The 17,352-nt window shown below is 60.3% G+C and carries 14 protein-coding genes and 1 pseudogene; 10 read left to right on the top strand and 5 right to left on the bottom strand.

All coding sequences use genetic code 11. From position 1 onward, the window contains the following. Positions 1 to 114 precede the first annotated feature (114 nt). The 5 genes from B0D71_RS01890 (at position 115) to B0D71_RS01870 (ending at position 5,462) form a co-directional block, all read left to right on the top strand. Positions 115 to 1,140, top strand: a complete 1,026-nt coding sequence (locus B0D71_RS01890; protein ID WP_103393213.1) for a LacI family DNA-binding transcriptional regulator — start codon at positions 115 to 117, stop codon at positions 1,138 to 1,140. Between the two features lie 164 nt (positions 1,141 to 1,304). Then, a complete protein-coding gene (locus tag B0D71_RS01885) occupies positions 1,305 to 2,087 on the top strand; it encodes a sugar phosphate isomerase/epimerase family protein (protein WP_103393212.1) in 783 nt (260 codons plus the stop codon). Next, positions 2,080 to 3,066, top strand: coding sequence for a sugar kinase (locus B0D71_RS01880; protein ID WP_103393211.1), 987 nt, complete (start codon positions 2,080 to 2,082; stop codon positions 3,064 to 3,066). The genes B0D71_RS01885 and B0D71_RS01880 overlap by 8 nt, the downstream gene beginning before the upstream one ends. A 98-nt stretch (positions 3,067 to 3,164) precedes the next feature. Beyond that, complete coding sequence (locus B0D71_RS01875) at positions 3,165 to 4,463, top strand: MFS transporter (RefSeq protein WP_103393210.1); 1,299 nt, start codon at positions 3,165 to 3,167, stop codon at positions 4,461 to 4,463. Between the two features lie 21 nt (positions 4,464 to 4,484). Next, positions 4,485 to 5,462, top strand: a complete 978-nt coding sequence (locus B0D71_RS01870; RefSeq protein WP_103393209.1) for a 2-hydroxyacid dehydrogenase — start codon at positions 4,485 to 4,487, stop codon at positions 5,460 to 5,462. A gap of 15 nt (positions 5,463 to 5,477) precedes the next feature. Here B0D71_RS01870 and B0D71_RS01865 read toward each other — a convergent pair whose 3' ends face one another. The 3 genes from B0D71_RS01865 to B0D71_RS01855 all read right to left on the bottom strand — a co-directional run bounded on the left by B0D71_RS01865 (position 5,478) and on the right by B0D71_RS01855 (position 9,388). Next, on the bottom strand, positions 5,478 to 6,665 hold the full coding sequence (locus tag B0D71_RS01865) for a pyridoxal phosphate-dependent aminotransferase (RefSeq protein WP_103393208.1): 1,188 nt from the start codon (positions 6,663 to 6,665) through the stop codon (positions 5,478 to 5,480). A 248-nt stretch (positions 6,666 to 6,913) separates the two neighbouring features. Next, the gene (locus B0D71_RS01860) at positions 6,914 to 8,056 is read right to left on the bottom strand and encodes a glycerate kinase (RefSeq protein WP_103393207.1); all 1,143 of its coding nucleotides are present in this window, start codon (positions 8,054 to 8,056) and stop codon (positions 6,914 to 6,916) included. Positions 8,057 to 8,260: 204 nt separating this feature from the next. Next, positions 8,261 to 9,388: a sugar diacid recognition domain-containing protein gene (locus tag B0D71_RS01855; RefSeq protein ID WP_103393206.1), complete on the bottom strand. Its 1,128-nt coding sequence runs from the start codon at positions 9,386 to 9,388 to the stop codon at positions 8,261 to 8,263. 170 nt (positions 9,389 to 9,558) lie between these two features. Here B0D71_RS01855 and B0D71_RS01850 point away from each other — a divergent pair, with 170 nt between their 5' ends. From B0D71_RS01850 to rarD, 3 genes and pseudogenes are all read left to right on the top strand, one after another. Continuing rightward, a complete protein-coding gene (locus B0D71_RS01850; RefSeq protein WP_103393205.1) occupies positions 9,559 to 10,869 on the top strand; it encodes an MFS transporter in 1,311 nt (436 codons plus the stop codon). A 96-nt stretch (positions 10,870 to 10,965) separates the two neighbouring features. Further along, positions 10,966 to 11,193 (top strand): annotated as a pseudogene (locus B0D71_RS01845) (aldo/keto reductase); the annotation flags it as partial. Positions 11,194 to 11,389: 196 nt separating this feature from the next. After that, positions 11,390 to 12,271 (top strand): EamA family transporter RarD, encoded by an 882-nt coding sequence (gene rarD, locus B0D71_RS01840; RefSeq protein WP_103393204.1) that lies wholly within the window; start codon positions 11,390 to 11,392, stop codon positions 12,269 to 12,271. A 59-nt stretch (positions 12,272 to 12,330) separates the two neighbouring features. On the opposite strand, the gene hppD is transcribed toward rarD, so the two are convergent. Both hppD and B0D71_RS01830 read right to left on the bottom strand, forming a co-directional pair. Then, complete coding sequence (gene hppD, locus B0D71_RS01835) at positions 12,331 to 13,407, bottom strand: 4-hydroxyphenylpyruvate dioxygenase (RefSeq protein ID WP_103393203.1); 1,077 nt, start codon at positions 13,405 to 13,407, stop codon at positions 12,331 to 12,333. 250 nt (positions 13,408 to 13,657) lie between these two features. After that, positions 13,658 to 14,602 (bottom strand): DMT family transporter, encoded by a 945-nt coding sequence (locus B0D71_RS01830; protein WP_103393202.1) that lies wholly within the window; start codon positions 14,600 to 14,602, stop codon positions 13,658 to 13,660. Between the two features lie 77 nt (positions 14,603 to 14,679). Here B0D71_RS01830 and B0D71_RS01825 point away from each other — a divergent pair, with 77 nt between their 5' ends. Together B0D71_RS01825 and B0D71_RS01820 are read left to right on the top strand one after the other, a co-directional pair. Further along, entirely contained in the window at positions 14,680 to 15,552 is an 873-nt protein-coding gene (locus B0D71_RS01825; RefSeq protein ID WP_103393201.1) for a LysR family transcriptional regulator, read from the top strand. Between the two features lie 112 nt (positions 15,553 to 15,664). Next, positions 15,665 to 17,197, top strand: coding sequence for an EAL domain-containing protein (locus B0D71_RS01820; protein WP_103393200.1), 1,533 nt, complete (start codon positions 15,665 to 15,667; stop codon positions 17,195 to 17,197). Positions 17,198 to 17,352 lie beyond the last annotated feature (155 nt).

Raw genomic sequence — 17,352 nt, 5'->3', positions numbered from 1 at the left:
AATCAAGCATCCGGGGCTTGACGGCGAATTGGCTTTTGGTGTCTTCTGAAACCGGTTTCAGTACTATCTCACGAAGCACTCGACCTTATAAATCCAATAAGAAGGTTTCAGACCGTGAATGATTTCTCCGCCGCCCAGCGCAGCCGCGTGACCATGCTCGACGTGGCCGAACACGCCAAGGTCTCCAAGGCCAGCGTTTCGCGGTTCATTGGCGAAGATCGTGCCCTGCTCTCCGATGCCATCGCCCAGCGCATCGAACAGGCAATCGCCGAACTCGGTTATCGCCCGAACCAGATGGCCCGCGGCCTGAAACGCGGGCGCACCCGCCTGATCGGCATGCTGGTGGCCGATATCCGCAACCCTTATTCGATTGCCGTGATGCACGGGGTGGAAACTGCCTGCCGTCAGCACGGCTATAGCCTGGTGGTGTGCAACACCGACCGCGACGACGAGCAAGAGCGCCAGCACCTGGCCCTGCTGCGCTCGTACAACATCGAAGGCCTGATCGTGAACACCCTCGGTCATCACCGTGACGAGTTGCACGAACTGCACCGGGAAATGCCCCTGGTGCTGGTGGATCGCAAGGTCGAGCACCTTGAAAGCGATATGGTCGGGCTGGATAACCCGCAGGCCGTCGAGATGGCCCTCGCCCATCTTGAAGAGCGCGGTTATCGCGATGTGTTGTTGGTGACTGAGCCGTTTGATGGCACCAGCTCGCGGATCGAGCGGGTCAGCAGTTTCAAGGCGCAAATCGGGCAACGCCCGGCGCTTCGCGGCACGCACATCGAAACCGGCAGCGAACTGACCGCACAATTGAAATCTTTCCTCGACACACCTGGCCCCGGCCCGAAGGCGCTGTTTTGCGCGAACGGGATTGCGGCGCTCGCCAGCACCCATGCGTTGCGTGAACTCAAGTGCAGCCTGTTCGAAGACGTGGGTTTGATCGCCCTCGATGACCTGGATTGGTACCCGTTGGTGGGCACCGGTATCACCGCCCTCGCCCAGCCGACCACCGAGATGGGCGCCAGTGCGTTTGAGTGTCTGCTCAAGCGGCTGCGCGGGGATGACGGGGCGGTGCGGACGCTGGATTTTTCGGCGCGGTTAATTGTTAGAGGGTCGACTCTTGGAAATTTTCGGTGAATGTCCCGGCCTCTTCGCAGGCAAGCCCGCTCCTACGATGGCTCTGTATTCGCAAATCAACTGCAGGAACGGGCTTGCCCGCGATGGGGCCTTCAAAAACACCACAACATCGACAGCCATTTTTTTTGAACAAAAATGAAACCGGTTTCAGAGGTATAAAAACAATGAACAGACCAGCCGTTTCCATCAGCCTTTCCAGCTACGGCGCCGACCTTGTGCGTCAACGCGGCCAAGGCAGCTTCGTCGGGATTCTCGCCGCCGCCGGCGCCACGCGCATTGAGTGGCGCGAAGAACTGCTGACCATTGAGGACCCCGCTCAACTGGCCGATGCCACTCAGGCAGAAGGTCTTGAGAGCGTGTATTCGTCGCCAATGGAGTTATGGCTGGCCGGGCAATCCAGGCCCAACCCCGAACTGATCACTGCCCTGCAACGCGCCCGGGCGTTCGGCGCCAAATGGCTGAAGGTGTCGCTGGGCTACTTCACCGAAAACAGCGATCTGCAAACCCTCGCCCGCGTGCTGGGCGAAAGCACCGTGCAGTTGCTGGTGGAAAACGACCAGACCCTGCACGGCGGCCGCATTGAACCCTTCCAGCGTTTTTTCGCGGACGTCGAGCAGCACAGGCTGCCGATCAAAATGACCTTCGATATCGGCAATTGGCACTGGCAGGACCAGTGCGCCGCCAGCGCCGCGCGGTTGCTTGGTCGCCACGTCGGTTATGTGCATTGCAAGGCGGTCACGCGTCGTGCCGACGGCAAACTGGTCGCCATCGCGCCCGCCGTCAGTGACCTGCAACAGTGGGAACAATTGCTGCGGCACATGGCCCAGGGCGTTATGCGGGCTGCGGAGTATCCGCTGCAAGGCGATGACCTGGTGCAACTGACCACCGAGCACGTCGCGGCCCTCGCCCACCTAGGCCAATCGCAGCTGGAGAGTGCTCATGTCTGAGATCGATATTCTGTCCTTTGGCGAGACCATGGCGATGTTCGTCGCCGAGCAGGCGGGTGATCTGGCCAATGTAGGCGCTTTCCACAAACGCATTGCCGGCGCTGACAGCAACGTCGCCATTGGCCTTTCCCGATTGGGCTTCAACGTGGCATGGCTGAGCCGTGTCGGTGCCGATTCGTTGGGCCGGTTCGTGGTCGACACCCTGGAAAAAGAAGGTCTGGATTGCCGCCACGTCGACATCGACGCCGCCCACCCGACTGGTTTTCAACTCAAGTCGCGCACCGACGATGGCAGCGATCCGGTGGTCGAGTACTTCCGTCGTGGTTCGGCGGCCAGTCACTTGTCGCCGCACTCGATCGTGCCCGAGTTGCTCAAGGCCCGACATCTTCACGCCACCGGCATTCCCCCGGCGCTGTCGGAGTCGGCGCGGCAGATGTCGTTCGAATTGATGACCCGCATGCGCGAGGCCGGGCGCAGCGTGTCCTTCGACCCGAACCTGCGCCCGAGCCTGTGGGCCTGCGAACGACAAATGATCACCGAGATCAACCGCCTCGCCGCCCTCGCCCATTGGGTGCTGCCGGGGTTGAGCGAAGGTCGCTTGCTCACCGGTTTTGAGGACCCGGCTGACATCGCCGCCTTCTACCTCGATCAGGGCGCCGAAGCCGTGGCGATCAAGCTTGGCCCGCACGGGGCTTACTACCGCACACATTTTGATCAAGGTTTCGTGGCTGGCGTGCCGGTGGAAACGGTGGTCGACACGGTGGGCGCCGGCGATGGTTTTGCCGTCGGCATGATCAGCGCGCTGTTGGAAAACCATAGCGTTGTCGAGGCCGTGCAACGGGCCAACTGGATTGGCAGCCGGGCGGTGCAAAGCCGGGGGGATATGGAGGGGTTGCCGACCCGCGCCGAAATGGTCAGCGAATTTGAGGCCGCCACCGCGAGCAAGCTCGCTCCCACAGAGGATTTGTGCCGGACGTGAATGTAGGAGCGGGCTTGCCCGCGATGAGGCCAGCACAGTCACTGAAGATTCAAACCGTTACCTGCTGCGACAAAAACAACAAGCTCAGGAGCACCACCATGAAAACCGCAACACTCGCCACCCGCCGCTGGTGGTACATCATGCCCATCGTGTTCATCACCTATAGCCTGGCGTATCTGGATCGCGCCAACTATGGGTTCGCCGCCGCGTCCGGCATGGCGGCGGACCTGATGATCACACCAGGGCTGTCGTCGATGCTCGGCGCGCTGTTCTTCCTCGGCTACTTTTTCTTCCAGGTCCCTGGCGCGATCTACGCGCAGAAGAACAGTGTGAAGAAGCTGATTTTCGTCAGTCTGATCCTCTGGGGCAGCCTGGCGACGTTGACCGGGATTGTCTCCAATGCCTATTGGCTGATCGTCATCCGCTTCATGCTTGGCGTGGTCGAAGCCGCAGTGATGCCGGCGATGCTGATCTACCTGTGCCACTGGTTCACCCGCGCCGAACGCTCGCGAGCCAACACCTTCCTGATCCTCGGCAACCCGGTGACCATGCTGTGGATGTCGGTGGTCTCGGGCTATCTGGTGCAGCATTACAGCTGGCGCTGGATGTTCATCATCGAAGGTTTGCCAGCGGTGTTGTGGGCATTCATCTGGTGGCGCCTGGCCGATGATCGTCCGTCACAAGCCAAGTGGCTCAACGATCAGGAAAAGCAGGATCTGGAAAGCGCACTGGCCGCCGAACAAGTCGGCATCAAGGCCGTGAAAAACTACGCCGAAGCGTTCCGCTCACCCAAAGTGATCATCCTGGCCCTGCAGTTCTTCTGCTGGAGCATTGGCGTGTACGGCTTCGTGCTGTGGCTGCCGTCGATCCTCAAGGCCGGCGCGCAGATGGACATGATCCAGGCCGGCTGGCTGTCGGCGCTGCCGTACCTGGCGGCGGTGATCGGCATGCTGCTGGTGTCCTGGGGTTCGGACAAGCTGCAAAAACGTAAACGTTTCGTCTGGCCACCCCTGCTGATTGCCTCAATTGCCTTCTACGGTTCCTACGCCTTGGGTGCCGAACACTTCTGGTGGTCCTACACCCTGCTGGTGATTGCCGGCGCCTGCATGTACGCGCCTTACGGACCGTTCTTCGCGATCATTCCAGAGATCCTTCCGGCCAACGTCGCGGGCGGCGCCATGGCGCTGATCAACAGCATGGGCGCCCTCGGTTCCTTTGGCGGCTCCTATCTGGTCGGTTACCTGAACAGCTCCACCGGCTCGCCCGGTGCCTCGTATCTGTTGATGAGTGGCGCGCTGATGTTCTCGGTGCTGCTGACGATTTTCCTCAAGCCCGGCGCCAGCGATCGGGAGCGGCCCACGGCCACGGTAACGCGCGCTGCCACGGCACATTCCTGAATTGAAGTTGAGATCTCGAAGATGAAAAAGCAGGTCGTCCTGTACAAGAAACTCTCGCCGCTGTTGATGGCTCGCCTGCACGAGCAGGCCGAAGTGACGCTGATCGAAAACCTTGATGCCGAGGGCCTGGGCAAACTGCGCGATGCCCTGCCCCGCGCTCAGGGTTTGCTGGGGGCCAGCCTGAAACTGAATGCCGAACTGCTCGATCTGGCGCCCAACCTTCAAGCCATTGCCAGCGTCTCGGTGGGTGTCGACAACTACGACATCGACTACCTGACCCAGAGGCACATCCTGCTCAGCAACACGCCGGATGTATTGACAGAAACCACTGCCGACACTGGTTTCGCGCTTATTCTGGCAACGGCCCGGCGCGTAGTGGAACTGGCAAACATGATTCGCGAAGGCAAGTGGACACGCAACATCGGCCCCACGCATTTCGGCAGCGACGTGCACGGCAAAACCCTGGGCATCATTGGCATGGGCCGCATTGGCGAGGCCCTCGCGCAGCGCGGGCATTTCGGGTTTGGCATGCCGGTGATCTATCACAGTCAGTCACCGAAACCGGCGGTAGAACAACGGTTCAATGCGCACTACCGCAGTCTGCCGGAGCTACTGCAACAAGCCGATTTCGTTTGCCTGACATTGCCGCTGACTGCTGAAACCGAAGGGCTGATCGGTGCAGAACAGTTCGCCCTGATGCGTCCAGAGACCATCTTCATCAATATTTCACGGGGCAAGGTAGTGGACGAAACAGCGCTGATCGAAGCCTTGCGTGCGGGCCAAATTCGCGCGGCGGGGCTGGATGTATTCGAACGCGAACCGTTGAATCAGGACTCACCGTTGTTGCAGTTGAACAACGTTGTGGCGACACCGCACATCGGCTCGGCTACCCATGAAACACGGGAGGCCATGGCCAGATGCGCGGTGGACAACCTGTTGGCGGCGCTGGCGGGTGAACGTCCGGTGAATCTGGTGAATGTTGGGGCGTGGAGGGGCTGAAGTATTCGGCGTCTTTCAGGCCCGGCGCGCGACCAGTAAATCCGCCGCACACAAGGCAATGCGCCGGCAGGCATCCGCCAGTTTGCCCTGGTCCACCACCAACCCGATGCGGATATGCCCCGCCGCGCTCGGGCCGAAGGCTTCACCGGCCAACACCGACACGCCATAGTCCTCCAGCAGGCGTTCGGCGAAGCGCTGGGCCGACAACCCGGTCTGGCGTACGTCGACCATCACGAACATGCCGCCATCCGGACGAATCGGCCTGAGGCCCGGACATTGGCCCAAACTTGCACACACCAGGTCACGACGCTGGCGATACTCTTCGCGCATCGAGGCCACTTCCGGCAAGTCCCGGTCCAGTGCCAACTGCGCAGCGTTCTGCACGAAATCCGGAATGCCGAACAGCATGCTCAGTGACAAATTGACCAGGTGCCCGGCCATGGGTTTGGGCCCGATCACCCAGCCAACCCGCCAACCGCTCATGGCGTGGGACTTGGACAGGCTGTTGATCGTCGCCGTCCGTTCGGCCATGCCCGGCAGGCTCGCGGGGCTGATGTGTTCGCCTTCGAACAGCAGATCGCTGTAAACCTCATCGCTGATCAGCCACAAATCGTGGCGAATGCACAGCGCCGCCAATTCCTGCCAGTTCGACAGTGACAAACTGGCGCCGGATGGATTGTTCGGACTGTTGAGCAGGATGGCGCGTGTTTTCGCCGTGATCCGTGCCGCGACATCCGCCGGATCGACGCGAAACCCGTTCTGCGGGCGCACTGGCACGGGGACCACTGTGGCCGCACACGCGCCGATCACACCTTCATAGGTCACGTACATCGGCTCGGCGACAATCACTTCATCGCCCGGATCGAGCAGGCATTGCGCCACCGAATACACCGCGCACTGCGCGCCTGGAAAGACGATCACATGTTCGGCATCCACCACCTGACCACTGCGTTGCCGATGCCGGCGAGCAATGCTATCGCGCAGCCCTCGACTGCCGCGCACTTCGGGATAGTGCGTTTCACCGGCCAACAGGCTGGCGATGGCGGCCTGGACGATGGGTTGCGGCGTATCGAAATCGGGGTCGCCGATTGACAGCAGCAGGACATCCACGCCCTGTTCGCGCAATTGCAGTGCTCGATCGTGAATCTGCCAGGCCGCCGCTCCGTCACCGGCGATTCGTTGGGTCAAGGCTGAATAGCGCATGTCTGTCTCCTGTCGCGCGTGTGCTCCCAGCCACAACCCTATCTCAAATCACGAAACGCGCCACCATGGCTTTTAATTCCACCACTAAATCGGCCCGCGGAGCTTTTGTGGCAAGGGGGCTTGTCGGAACGCCGCACCGCCCCGTTCGGCTGCGCAGCAGCCGCAATACGTATACGGGATTTACCAGGCAAAAAGTGGGACTGCTTCACAGTCCAACGGGGGCAAGCCCCCTCGCCACAGAAAAACCCTCAGCCCCAGCGAACAGCCATCCGCCAGACACGCGCGATATCGGTCGCCCGTTCACGCAGCAAGCGCGGCGCCTCGGCGCAGGCTTGCTCCAGGGTCATCGGCCCGCTTGCCAGGGCAAACGCAGCGTCGATGCCATGCTCATAGAGCGCCTGATATCCATCGCCCAGCGTGCCGGCGATGACGATAACCGGTACGGCGTGCTGCCTGGCGACACGCGCCACACCAAACGGCGTTTTGCCGCGCAGGGTTTGCGCATCGAAACGTCCCTCGCCGGTGATCACCAGATCGGCGCCTGCAACGGCCTTGTCCAGGCCCACCAGTTCGCCAACCACCTCGACCCCGGCCTTGAATTGCGCGCCCAGGAACGCTTTGGCGGCAAACCCCAGGCCACCCGCCGCGCCGCTGCCCGGTTCGTCGCGAACGTCCTTGCCCAAGGCGGTCGCGCAATGGTCGGCAAAGTGCCCCAGTGCCTGGTCCAGTTGTTCGACCTGTACGGGCGAGGCGCCTTTTTGCGGGCCAAAAATAGCCGAGGCTCCGTGGGGGCCGCACAGCGGGTTGTTAACGTCGGCGGCAATGTCGAAGCGCACCTGTGCCAGACGCGGATCAAGGTCGCTCAGGTCGACGCGCGCCAATTGCGCCAGTGCGAGCCCGCCCGGTGACAGCGTCTGCCCCTGGGCGTCCAGCAGTTTCACACCCAGGGCCTGCATCGCACCGGCGCCACCGTCATTGGTTGCACTGCCGCCAATCGCCAGGATCACCCGTAGTGCACCGGCATCCAGCGCGGCGCGGATCAATTGCCCGGTACCGAAGGTGCTGCTGATGCACGCATCCCGTTGCGCCACCGGGACCAACTGCAAACCGCTAGCCTCGGCCATTTCGATGATTGCGGTGTGGCTCTGCGGCAACCAACCCCAGGCGGCATCCACCGTGGCTCCCAGCGGCCCGCGGACCACGGTGCGGCGCAACTCGCCTTCGCACGCGGCAAGAATCGACTCGACGGTCCCTTCCCCACCGTCGGCCATTGGGCATTTGATCAGTTGTGCATCCGGCCACACCTGCGCCAATCCCAATGCAATGGCATCGGCCACGCCTTGAGCGCTGAGGCTGTCCTTGAACGAATCGGGGGCGATCACGATTTTCATGGGAATTCTCCAGTTCCAATGTCCACATGCTGCCAGCCGCCATGAACAATAACGCCGGTCGGCTGCACAAGCGCCGATGAGGATTATTGTTCATTTCTACAAAACCCGATGATTCACACAGGCCTCTGTAGGAGCTGGCTTGCCAGCGAGAGGCCAGTGGATTTTGTACTGGCCTTGAGGACGCCATCGCTGGCAAGCCAGCTCCTACACGGGATCGCGTTGGTCCGTTTGTGGCAGCAGTTGCACGCCGAGGTATAACGCGAGCATGCCGTCCAGCCGCAACGGATCAACCCCGCTGAGCTCGGCAATCCGCTCCATGCGATACCGCAGGCTGTTGCGATGAATGCCCAGGGCATCGGCGCAGGCCTGACTCTGGCCGCCGTGTTCGCACCAACTGCGCAGGGTCGCCAGCAACTGGCCGTTGCTGTCCTTGGCGATGACCTTGCGCAGCGGATTGAGCAACTCGTCGAGCGCGTCGTCATTGCGGTGACGCCAGAGCATCACCGGCAGCCGGTAGCGGTTCAGCGTCAGCAATCGGGAGCGCGGCAGCACCTCGCGTCCGTAGGCCAGCAAGTCACCGACCCGACGATAGCAGCGACGCAAACCTGCCAGCCCGTCGGCTTGCCCGCCCACGGCGATGCGCAGGATGTTCCAGCCCAGGCCGTCGAGTTTGTCCAGCAAGCGCTCGTTCTCCACCGACTGGCCGGCCGGCCGGCACCAGAGCAACGAGGTCTTGGCCGAACTCACGCACCAACTGTCGGGATGACGGCTGGTCAACCAGGCGCTGAGTGCCTCGACGGTTTGCCCCGGTGCGTGTTCCTGACCCAGCTCGAACAGGTACGGCACCCGGGTCATTTGTGGCTTGAGGCCCAACTGGGCCGCTTCATCGACCAGTCGCGGAGAGTCCCCGGTTTCGCTGAGCAGCAGCGCCAGCAGATCATCGCAGCGCTGGCGCCGCCATTGCTGTTCGGCCTGCTGGTTGCGCTGGCCTACCAGCATTTCGGCGGTCATGCGCACCAGTTCGGCATAGGTACGCAGTTGCTCGGGTTCACCGGTGATACCCAGTACGCCGATCAGGCGCTGATCAAGCATCAGCGGCAGGTTGATGCCCGGCTGCACGCCCTTGAGATGAATCGCTGTCTGCGCATCGATCTCCACCACCCGGCCGTTGGCCAGGACCAGTTGCGCGCCTTCATGCCGCGTGTTGACCCGCTCCGGTTCACCGCTGCCCAGGATCAGGCCCTGGCTGTCCATGACGTTGACGTTGTACGGCAGGATGGCCATTGCCCGGTCGACGATGTCCTGGGCCAGGTCGTGATCGAGTTCGAACATGCAGTGATCCTTGAAGACGGTGATGGGACGGGTTGTTCACCCGCACAGGCCTTTGGTGGCAAACCCTGTGCTCAGGCACAAAGACAGCCACCCTGAGGGTGGTCGAGACTCTCTGGGCGATCAACGTTACCCTTTGCATCGCAAAAAATCATAATAAAGAGAGAGCCGCCATGACACAGAGCGCCGTAGCGTCCGAGGCCATCGCTGACGACAAAAACGCCGTCTACAAGCGCATTACCCTGCGTTTGATCCCCTTCATTTTCATCTGCTACCTGTTCAACTACCTCGACCGGGTAAACGTTGGATTTGCCAAACTGCAGATGCTCGACGCGCTGAAGTTCAGCGAAACCGTGTACGGCCTCGGTGCCGGCATCTTCTTCATCGGTTACGTGCTGTGCGGCGTGCCAAGCAACCTGGCGTTGACCAAGTTCGGCCCGCGACGCTGGATCGCGCTGATGATGATCACCTGGGGCACGCTGTCGACCTGCCTGCTGTTCGTCACCACGCCGACCGAGTTCTATACCCTGCGCCTGTTCACCGGCGCCGCCGAAGCCGGCTTCTTCCCGGGCGTGGTGCTGTATCTCTCGCAGTGGTTCCCGACCTTCCGCCGTGGCCGCATCATGGCGCTGTTCATGTCGGCGATCCCGGTGTCCGGCCTGCTCGGCAGCCCGTTCTCCGGCTGGATTCTCAACCACTTCGCCGCTGGCCAGGGCGGTCTCGCTGGCTGGCAGTGGATGTTCCTGCTGCAAGGCATTCCGACCGTCGTCCTCGGCGCCCTGGCTTATTTCCTGCTCAGCGACAGTTACGCCAACGCCAAGTGGCTGACTCCGTTCGAGCGTTCGGTGCTGGAAGCCGACCACGCTGAGGACCTGGCCAACAAACCAAAAACCACGACTGATTCGCTGCTGGCGGTGTTCAAGAACCCGGCGATCTGGGCCTTCGGCCTGATCTACTTCTGCATCCAGAGTGGCGTATACGCGATCAACTTCTGGCTGCCATCGATCATCAAGAACCTGGGCTTCAGCGACAATCTGGTGATCGGCTGGCTCAGTGCGATTCCGTATCTGCTCGCCGCGGTGTTCATGCTGATCGTCGGCCGGTCGGCGGACCTGCGCAAAGAACGTCGCTGGCATTTGGTGGTACCGATGCTGATGGGAGCGCTGGGGCTGCTGATCGCGGTGAACTTTGCCGCCAACCCAGCCATCGCGATTCTTGGTTTAACCATCGCCACCATGGGCGCCCTCACCGGCCTGCCGATGTTCTGGCCGGTACCGACCGCAATGCTCAGTGCCGGCGCCGCCGCGGGTGGCCTGGCGTTGATCAACTCCATGGGGCAGATGGCCGGCTTCCTCAGCCCGTACCTGGTGGGTTGGGTCAAGGACAGCACCGGTTCGACCGATGCGGCGTTGTATCTGCTGGCGGGCGTGATTGTCTGCGGCAGTCTGCTGGCGTTGCGCATGACTCGCACGCTGCGCGCCTAAGCACCACCAGACCTTCGGTCCCGTGGACGGCGTCCCCAACCGCAGCGGCCTGAGCCGCAAGCACCTGTTCAACGGTCTCGACGCCAGCCTGACGCGCCTGAGTTCGCGATTGCCTGGGTGCTGAACAACGGCGCCGTGACCTCGGCCATTGTCGGGCCGCGTACCGAAGAGCAATGGGACGCCTACACTAAGGCGCAGGCGGTGCAGATCACGGCCGAGGACGAGGCGTTCATCGATTCGCTAGTGACACCGGGGCATGCATCGACGCCGGGGTTCAATGATGTGAGCCATTTTGTCTCCGGTCGAAAACCGCGCAACAATTGAATGAACATGTGACCCATTGTGGGAGCGAGCTTGCTCGCGATAGCAGATTTACATTCAACATCAATGTTGGCTGGTATACCGCTATCGCGAGCAAGCTCCCACAGGATCCGTGTTGATTGATCGGTCAATATTCGTCTGAAAAACCACGTATCCTCTGCGCCCGTTTCATTCTCACTCAAAATCACGCGAGGACAGCTTGTCTAAAGGTATCGCTCTATCGGTTTCAGCCTCGGTGCTGTTTGCCGTCATGTATTACTACACGTCGCTGCTCACTCCCTTGAGCGGCGTGGAAATCTTTGGTTGGCGCATGCTGCTGACCGTGCCGTGCATGACCGTATTCATGGTGGTGTCCGGCGAGTGGAAGCGCGTGTTGGAGATCGTTCGGCGCGCCATTGCCAATCCGAAACTGATTGGCGCGCTGATTCTCTCCTCTGCCCTGCTCGGCGTGCAGTTGTGGCTATTCATGTGGGCACCGCTGAACGGTTACAGCCTGGATGTGTCCCTCGGTTATTTCCTGTTGCCCCTGACCATGGTCCTGACCGGTCGCCTCGCCTATGGCGAACGCCTGTCCTATCTGCAAAAAATCGCCGTGGTGTTCGCCTGCCTGGGCGTGATCAACGAGGTGTACCAGGTTGGTGGTTTTTCCTGGGCGACCTTGCTGGTCTGCATCGGCTATCCGACCTACTTCGTGCTGCGCAAACGGCTGGCGGCGGACAATCTCGGTGGACTGTGGTTGGACATGGCGTTGACGCTGCCGGTGGCGTTCTGGTTCGTTCAGAGCGGCGCGCAAGGTTTTGGCGTGTTTGACCAGTATCCATGGCTGTCACTGTTGATCCCGCTGCTCGGCGTGATCAGTGCGTCGGCGCTGGTGGTCTACATCATTGCCAGCCGCCTGCTGCCGTTCAGCCTGTTCGGCTTGTTGAGCTACGTCGAACCGGTGTTGCTGCTGGGGGTGGCGTTGCTGCTGGGAGAAAGCATCAAGGCCGGCGAATGGCTGACCTACATCCCGATCTGGATGGCCGTGCTGGTGCTGGTGTTTGAAGGGTTCAAGCATCTGGTGCGGCAGCGCAGACCTTAAGTCCACGCAAGACAAATGTGGGAGCGAGCCCGCTCCCACAGTTTTATCGGTGTAACGGCTTAGTCGGTAGAGAGAACACCACGACGCACCTGGTCACGCTCGATGGATTCGAACAGTGCCTTGAAGTTGCCTTCGCCGAAACCGTCGTCACCCTTGCGCTGGATGAACTCGAAGAACACCGGCCCCATCAGGGTTTCCGAGAAGATCTGCAGCAGCAGACGCTTGTCGCCCGACTCGGAAGAACCGTCCAGCAAGATGCCCCGTGCCTGCAACTCGCCCACTGGCTCGCCGTGGTTCGGCAAACGGCCTTCGAGCATTTCGTAGTAAGTCTCCGGCGGTGCAGTCATGAAACGCATGCCGATGCTTTTCAGGTGATCCCAGGTCTTGAGCAGGTCATCGGAGAGAAAAGCAACGTGCTGGATGCCCTCGCCGTTGAACTGCATCAGGAACTCTTCGATCTGCCCGGCGCCCTTGGACGATTCTTCGTTCAACGGAATGCGGATCATGCCATCGGGTGCGGTCATGGCCTTGGAGGTCAGGCCGGTGTACTCGCCCTTGATGTCGAAGTAGCGAATTTCGCGGAAGTTGAACAGTTTCTCGTAGAAGTTGGCCCAGTAGGCCATGCGACCGCGATACACGTTGTGAGTCAGGTGATCGATGATCTTCAGGCCAGCGCCGACCGGGTGACGGTCAACGCCTTCGATGAACACGAAGTCGATGTCATAGATCGAACTGCCTTCGCCGAAGCGGTCGATCAGGTACAGCGGCGCGCCGCCGATGCCTTTGATCGCCGGCAGGTTCAGCTCCATCGGGCCGGTTTCAATGTGGATCGGCTGGGCGCCGATTTCCAGGGCTCGCTTGTAGGCTTTTTGCGAATCCTTGACGCGGAACGCCATGCCGCACACCGACGGGCCGTGTTCGGCGGCAAAGTACGAGGCCACGCTGTGGGGTTCGTTATTGAGGATCAGGTTGATCGCGCCCTGGCGATACAGGTGCACGTCCTTGGAACGGTGGGTCGCCACCTTGGTGAAGCCCATGATCTCGAAGATCGGCTCCAGGGTGTTCGGGGTCGGCGATGCGAGCTCGATGAATTCAAAGCCCATCAGGCCCATTGGGTTTTCGTATAAATCTGCCATGGTCGGCGCCTCATCATTCTTTATCAATTAACAAAGGTTAGTTGTAAGCAATGCTGAGACCGGTGGGTGGCGCGCAGGAGATGCCCCGCACGCTGCGGGCGAGAAAGTCACCGTAGATCAGTTGAAACCCGAATATCTTCATTGTCGACCCAAGGCTCTTGCGGGCGAGGCTTCTGCTGCCAGAAGACGATTATTATTGTATGCGTAACCCGATTCTACACAGCGTAAATCAGTTTGTCCGCCTTCTGTATCAAATCCCCTTTTTCCCTCCTCGTGCAAGGGGTTTATTGCACAGGAAAATCCCTGCCAGAATCAGCCCGCCGCCCAGGCACATGGCCAGCGTCAATGGCTCATCCAGCAGCAGCGCGCCAAGGATCACCGCCGTCAGCGGGTTCAAGGCAATGAACACTCCGGAACGTGTCGCGCCGATTTTGCGGATGCCGTCGTAATAGCCGATATAGGCCAGCGCCGATCCCAGCACGCCCAGGTATAAAAGGCTCAACCATTGCTGCGCCCCCAACTGGGTGATCGCGGCGACACTCACCTCATCGCGCACGATGCAGGTCATCCAGAGCATCACGGTGCCCAGCAGAATCGAATACGTCACCGTTTGCACAGGTCCCAGGGTCTGGTTCAGTTCTCTGGAGAACAGCGAATAGACACCCCAGCCGAGGACGCAACCGAAAATCAGCAGATCACCGAGCCAGGCGTCGGCACCCCCGGTCAACAATTGCGGGTTGCGACTGACGATCACTACGCCCGCACCCGCGATACAAACGGCAATACCGACAACTTTGGCCCGGTTCAGGCGCTCCTTGAACAGTAGCCAGGAAGCGAGGCCGATCACGGCTGGATTCAACGCGACGATTAAAGAGGCCCGCGAAGCGTTGATGTAGTGCAGGCCATAAAAGAAGCACAGGTTGTAAAAATAGATCCCGAAAAAACCAAGCAACAGCAATTGCCGCCATTGCCGGGGGCTTGGCCGGACCAGCGTTATCCGCGCCATGCGTACAAACAGCAGCAACGCCACGCTGGCCAGTAGAAACCGCAGGCTGGCCGCCAGCAGCGGACTGAGGCTGCCGGCCAGATAGCGTCCGGCAACGAAGGTGCCGCCCCACACCATGGTGACCGCCGCCAGTTTCAGGTACACCGGCAGATCCGAGGGTTTTGACAGGGTTTGCTCGCAGATCGCCATAGATTCCAGGACCGCATGTCGGAAAGATGACGTATCCTTCGACTAATAGTCAGTCATCGTAAAATGAGTAAACACTCATGACCCTTACTCAACTGGAGATTTTCTCCCTCGTGGCCGAACTCCACGGTTTCACGGCAGCGGCCAATCGCCTGGGTATTTCCCAATCGGCGGTGTCCCATGCCTTGAAGTCCCTGGAGCAGGAGTTGGGTGTCGAGTTGTTGCTCCGGCATCAATCCCGGATCGAGTTGAGCGACATTGGCCAGCAGTTGTTGCTGCGCGCCCGAGCGATGCTGGGCCTGGCCAACACCCTGCGCCAGGAAGCGGCCGACGCGAGGGGTATGAAACGCGGCACATTGCGTATCGGCTCCTTCGGCCCGACCTCATCGATCAAATTGTTGCCGTTGATTCTGCAGCAATACCGCGCCACTCATCCCGGCATCGAGGTGCATATCGACGAAGGCCCCGACCGCCAGGTGCTGCAGTGGCTGGAGGAGCGACGGATCGACATCGGCTTTGTGGTGTTGCCCGAGGAGCGTTTCGACACGGTCGCGCTGATCGAAGACCAGATGGTCGCGTTGCTGCCCGCCGGACATCCGTTGGCCCGTTACGACAGCCTGAGCCTGAAAGACCTGTGTCGCACCCCGTTTGTACTGACCGAGGCCGGTTCATCGGAGCTGGTTTCACGTCTGTTCACTGCGGCCCGACTGACGCCCAACATCCGCTATCGCTGCTCGCAGTTGATGAGCACCCTGGATGTCGTCGCTCGTGGCGACGGGGTGACGGTGGTTGCCGAAGGTTCATTGCCCAATCACATTGACAGCCGCTGCGTGAAAAAACCGCTGTCGCCGGCGGTGTTGCGCCAGGTTGGCCTGGCGGTACTCGATCGACGCCAGGCATCTCCGGCGACACTGGCCTTTATCAAGGTGGCCGAAAGTCTCGACCTGGGTTGAGCGGCATAACCGCCAAGGGCCAACTATCATGGCCCATATTCGAACTCTTCATGGGAGGCGTATTGCCCTGCCAGTGTTTGAGAGCCTTACTACTTCGTGACAGGATTCGCGAATGCCACTGAAAGCCAAAACCCGCAGTCGCCGCACAAAAATTGCGGTCACCCTGATCAGTGGGTTGCTCCCGGTGCTGCTGGGGGCCGCCATTCTTTACGTGCAGGCAGGGCGTGCACTCAAGCAAGACACCGAACAAACCGCCGAAGACGCTGTTCGCCAATTCGACTTGATGCTCGACAACACCGCCCAGGCCGCTCATGAACTGTTGCCGATGGCTGGCCAGAGTTGCAGCGACGTCAATCTGGCACTGCGCGAGCAGGTCACTCGCCGCCCATTCGTACGCTCAACCAATCTGGTTTGGGACAACAACCTCTATTGCAGCTCGTTGTTCGGCGACTTTCAGGAGAAGGTCAATCCCGGTGACTACACCCAGGGCGCCTTGTGGCTCATGAATGGCAACCCGGTGACACCCAACACCGCTTTGCTGGTGTACCGGCTGAGTGAAGGCAAAAAAGGCGCGCTGACGACCCTCGACGGTTATCACTTGAGCAATGTTCTGCGCTTGATTGGCCGCAATACCTTGCTGTTGCTGCAGGTTGGCCCGGACTGGATGTCCGCCGACGGCAAGGTTCACACCGGTACTGCGCCGGCACTGCCCGTTGCGCAGAGCCGTTTGACCTCTGGGCGCTATGCTTTTGCCGTACAAGCCGGTTTCCCCAAAGGCGAGACCTGGCGATACATGAGCAGCGAGTATCCACCCCTGTTCAGCTTGCTGATTTTCTTCGGCGTGATTGCCGGGTCAATCGGTCATTTCCTGCAAAAACGCGCCTCGGCACCTACCCAGGAAATGCAACGGGCACTGGAAGCCGCAGAGTTCATTCCGTATTTCCAACCCGTCGTGCATGGCGACAGTAAACGCTGGTCCGGTGCTGAAGTGTTGATGCGCTGGAAACATCCAAAGGAAGGCCTGGTACGTCCGGACCTGTTCATCCCGTTTGCCGAGCACTCGGGACTGATCGTGCCGATGACCCGTTCGCTGATGAAACAAACCGCCGCCCTGCTCGGGCCGCAATCCGCCAGGTTCAACAAACCGTTTCACATTGGTCTCAACATCACCGCCAGCCATTGCCAGGACCTGGAGTTGGTCAGAGATTGCCGCGAGTTTCTCGATGCGTTTGAACCGGACTCGATCCATCTGGTGCTGGAGCTGACCGAGCGCGAACTGATCGAGCCCACGGCCATCACCCTGCAACTGTTCGAGCACCTTCGCGAATTGGGCGTGAAAATCGCCATCGACGATTTCGGCACGGGTCATTCAAGCCTTGGCTACCTGCGGCAGTTCAATGTGGACTTCCTGAAAATAGACCAGAGTTTTGTCGCCATGATCGGTATCGACACACTCTCCAGCCACATCCTCGACAGCATCATCGAACTGGCAGTCAAGCTCGACCTCGCCCTGGTGGCCGAAGGTGTCGAAACCCGCGAGCAAAGTGATTACCTGAGCGCTCACCAGGTCAACTTCCTGCAGGGTTATCTGTTCGGCAAACCCATGCCAGGTGCGGAATTCATTAGTGCATTAAGCGACCATTAACTCGAAAATTTAATCGATAAAACAACGACTACACGCACCAATTTGAATCAAGACACTACTACCGTTACATGAAGAAAAAGACAGGATTTACTCTTGACCAATTAACTACTACAATTTTTCATGCCTGCGCTAAATTGGCGGGTGAGCCACTATCA

Origin of the sequence: Pseudomonas laurylsulfativorans (assembly GCF_002906155.1) — a bacterium.
Taxonomy (GTDB): Bacteria; Pseudomonadota; Gammaproteobacteria; order Pseudomonadales; family Pseudomonadaceae; genus Aquipseudomonas; species Aquipseudomonas laurylsulfativorans.
This window is presented reverse-complemented; position numbering and strand designations above follow the sequence as displayed.

What these genes read in the sequence shown, in the direction of transcription:
- B0D71_RS01850 (WP_103393205.1), top strand. Translation starts at nt 9,559, where the DNA reads ATGACACAGAGCGCCGTAGCGTCCGAGGCCATCGCTGACGACAAAAAC.
- B0D71_RS01870 (WP_103393209.1), top strand. Translation starts at nt 4,485, where the DNA reads ATGAAAAAGCAGGTCGTCCTGTACAAGAAACTCTCGCCGCTGTTGATG.
- B0D71_RS01825 (WP_103393201.1), top strand. Translation starts at nt 14,680, where the DNA reads ATGACCCTTACTCAACTGGAGATTTTCTCCCTCGTGGCCGAACTCCAC.
- B0D71_RS01875 (WP_103393210.1), top strand. Translation starts at nt 3,165, where the DNA reads ATGAAAACCGCAACACTCGCCACCCGCCGCTGGTGGTACATCATGCCC.
- B0D71_RS01860 (WP_103393207.1), bottom strand. Translation starts at nt 8,056, where the DNA reads ATGAAAATCGTGATCGCCCCCGATTCGTTCAAGGACAGCCTCAGCGCT.
- B0D71_RS01820 (WP_103393200.1), top strand. Translation starts at nt 15,665, where the DNA reads ATGCCACTGAAAGCCAAAACCCGCAGTCGCCGCACAAAAATTGCGGTC.
- B0D71_RS01880 (WP_103393211.1), top strand. Translation starts at nt 2,080, where the DNA reads ATGTCTGAGATCGATATTCTGTCCTTTGGCGAGACCATGGCGATGTTC.
- B0D71_RS01855 (WP_103393206.1), bottom strand. Translation starts at nt 9,388, where the DNA reads ATGTTCGAACTCGATCACGACCTGGCCCAGGACATCGTCGACCGGGCA.
- B0D71_RS01885 (WP_103393212.1), top strand. Translation starts at nt 1,305, where the DNA reads ATGAACAGACCAGCCGTTTCCATCAGCCTTTCCAGCTACGGCGCCGAC.
- B0D71_RS01830 (WP_103393202.1), bottom strand. Translation starts at nt 14,602, where the DNA reads ATGGCGATCTGCGAGCAAACCCTGTCAAAACCCTCGGATCTGCCGGTG.
- hppD (WP_103393203.1), bottom strand. Translation starts at nt 13,407, where the DNA reads ATGGCAGATTTATACGAAAACCCAATGGGCCTGATGGGCTTTGAATTC.
- B0D71_RS01865 (WP_103393208.1), bottom strand. Translation starts at nt 6,665, where the DNA reads ATGCGCTATTCAGCCTTGACCCAACGAATCGCCGGTGACGGAGCGGCG.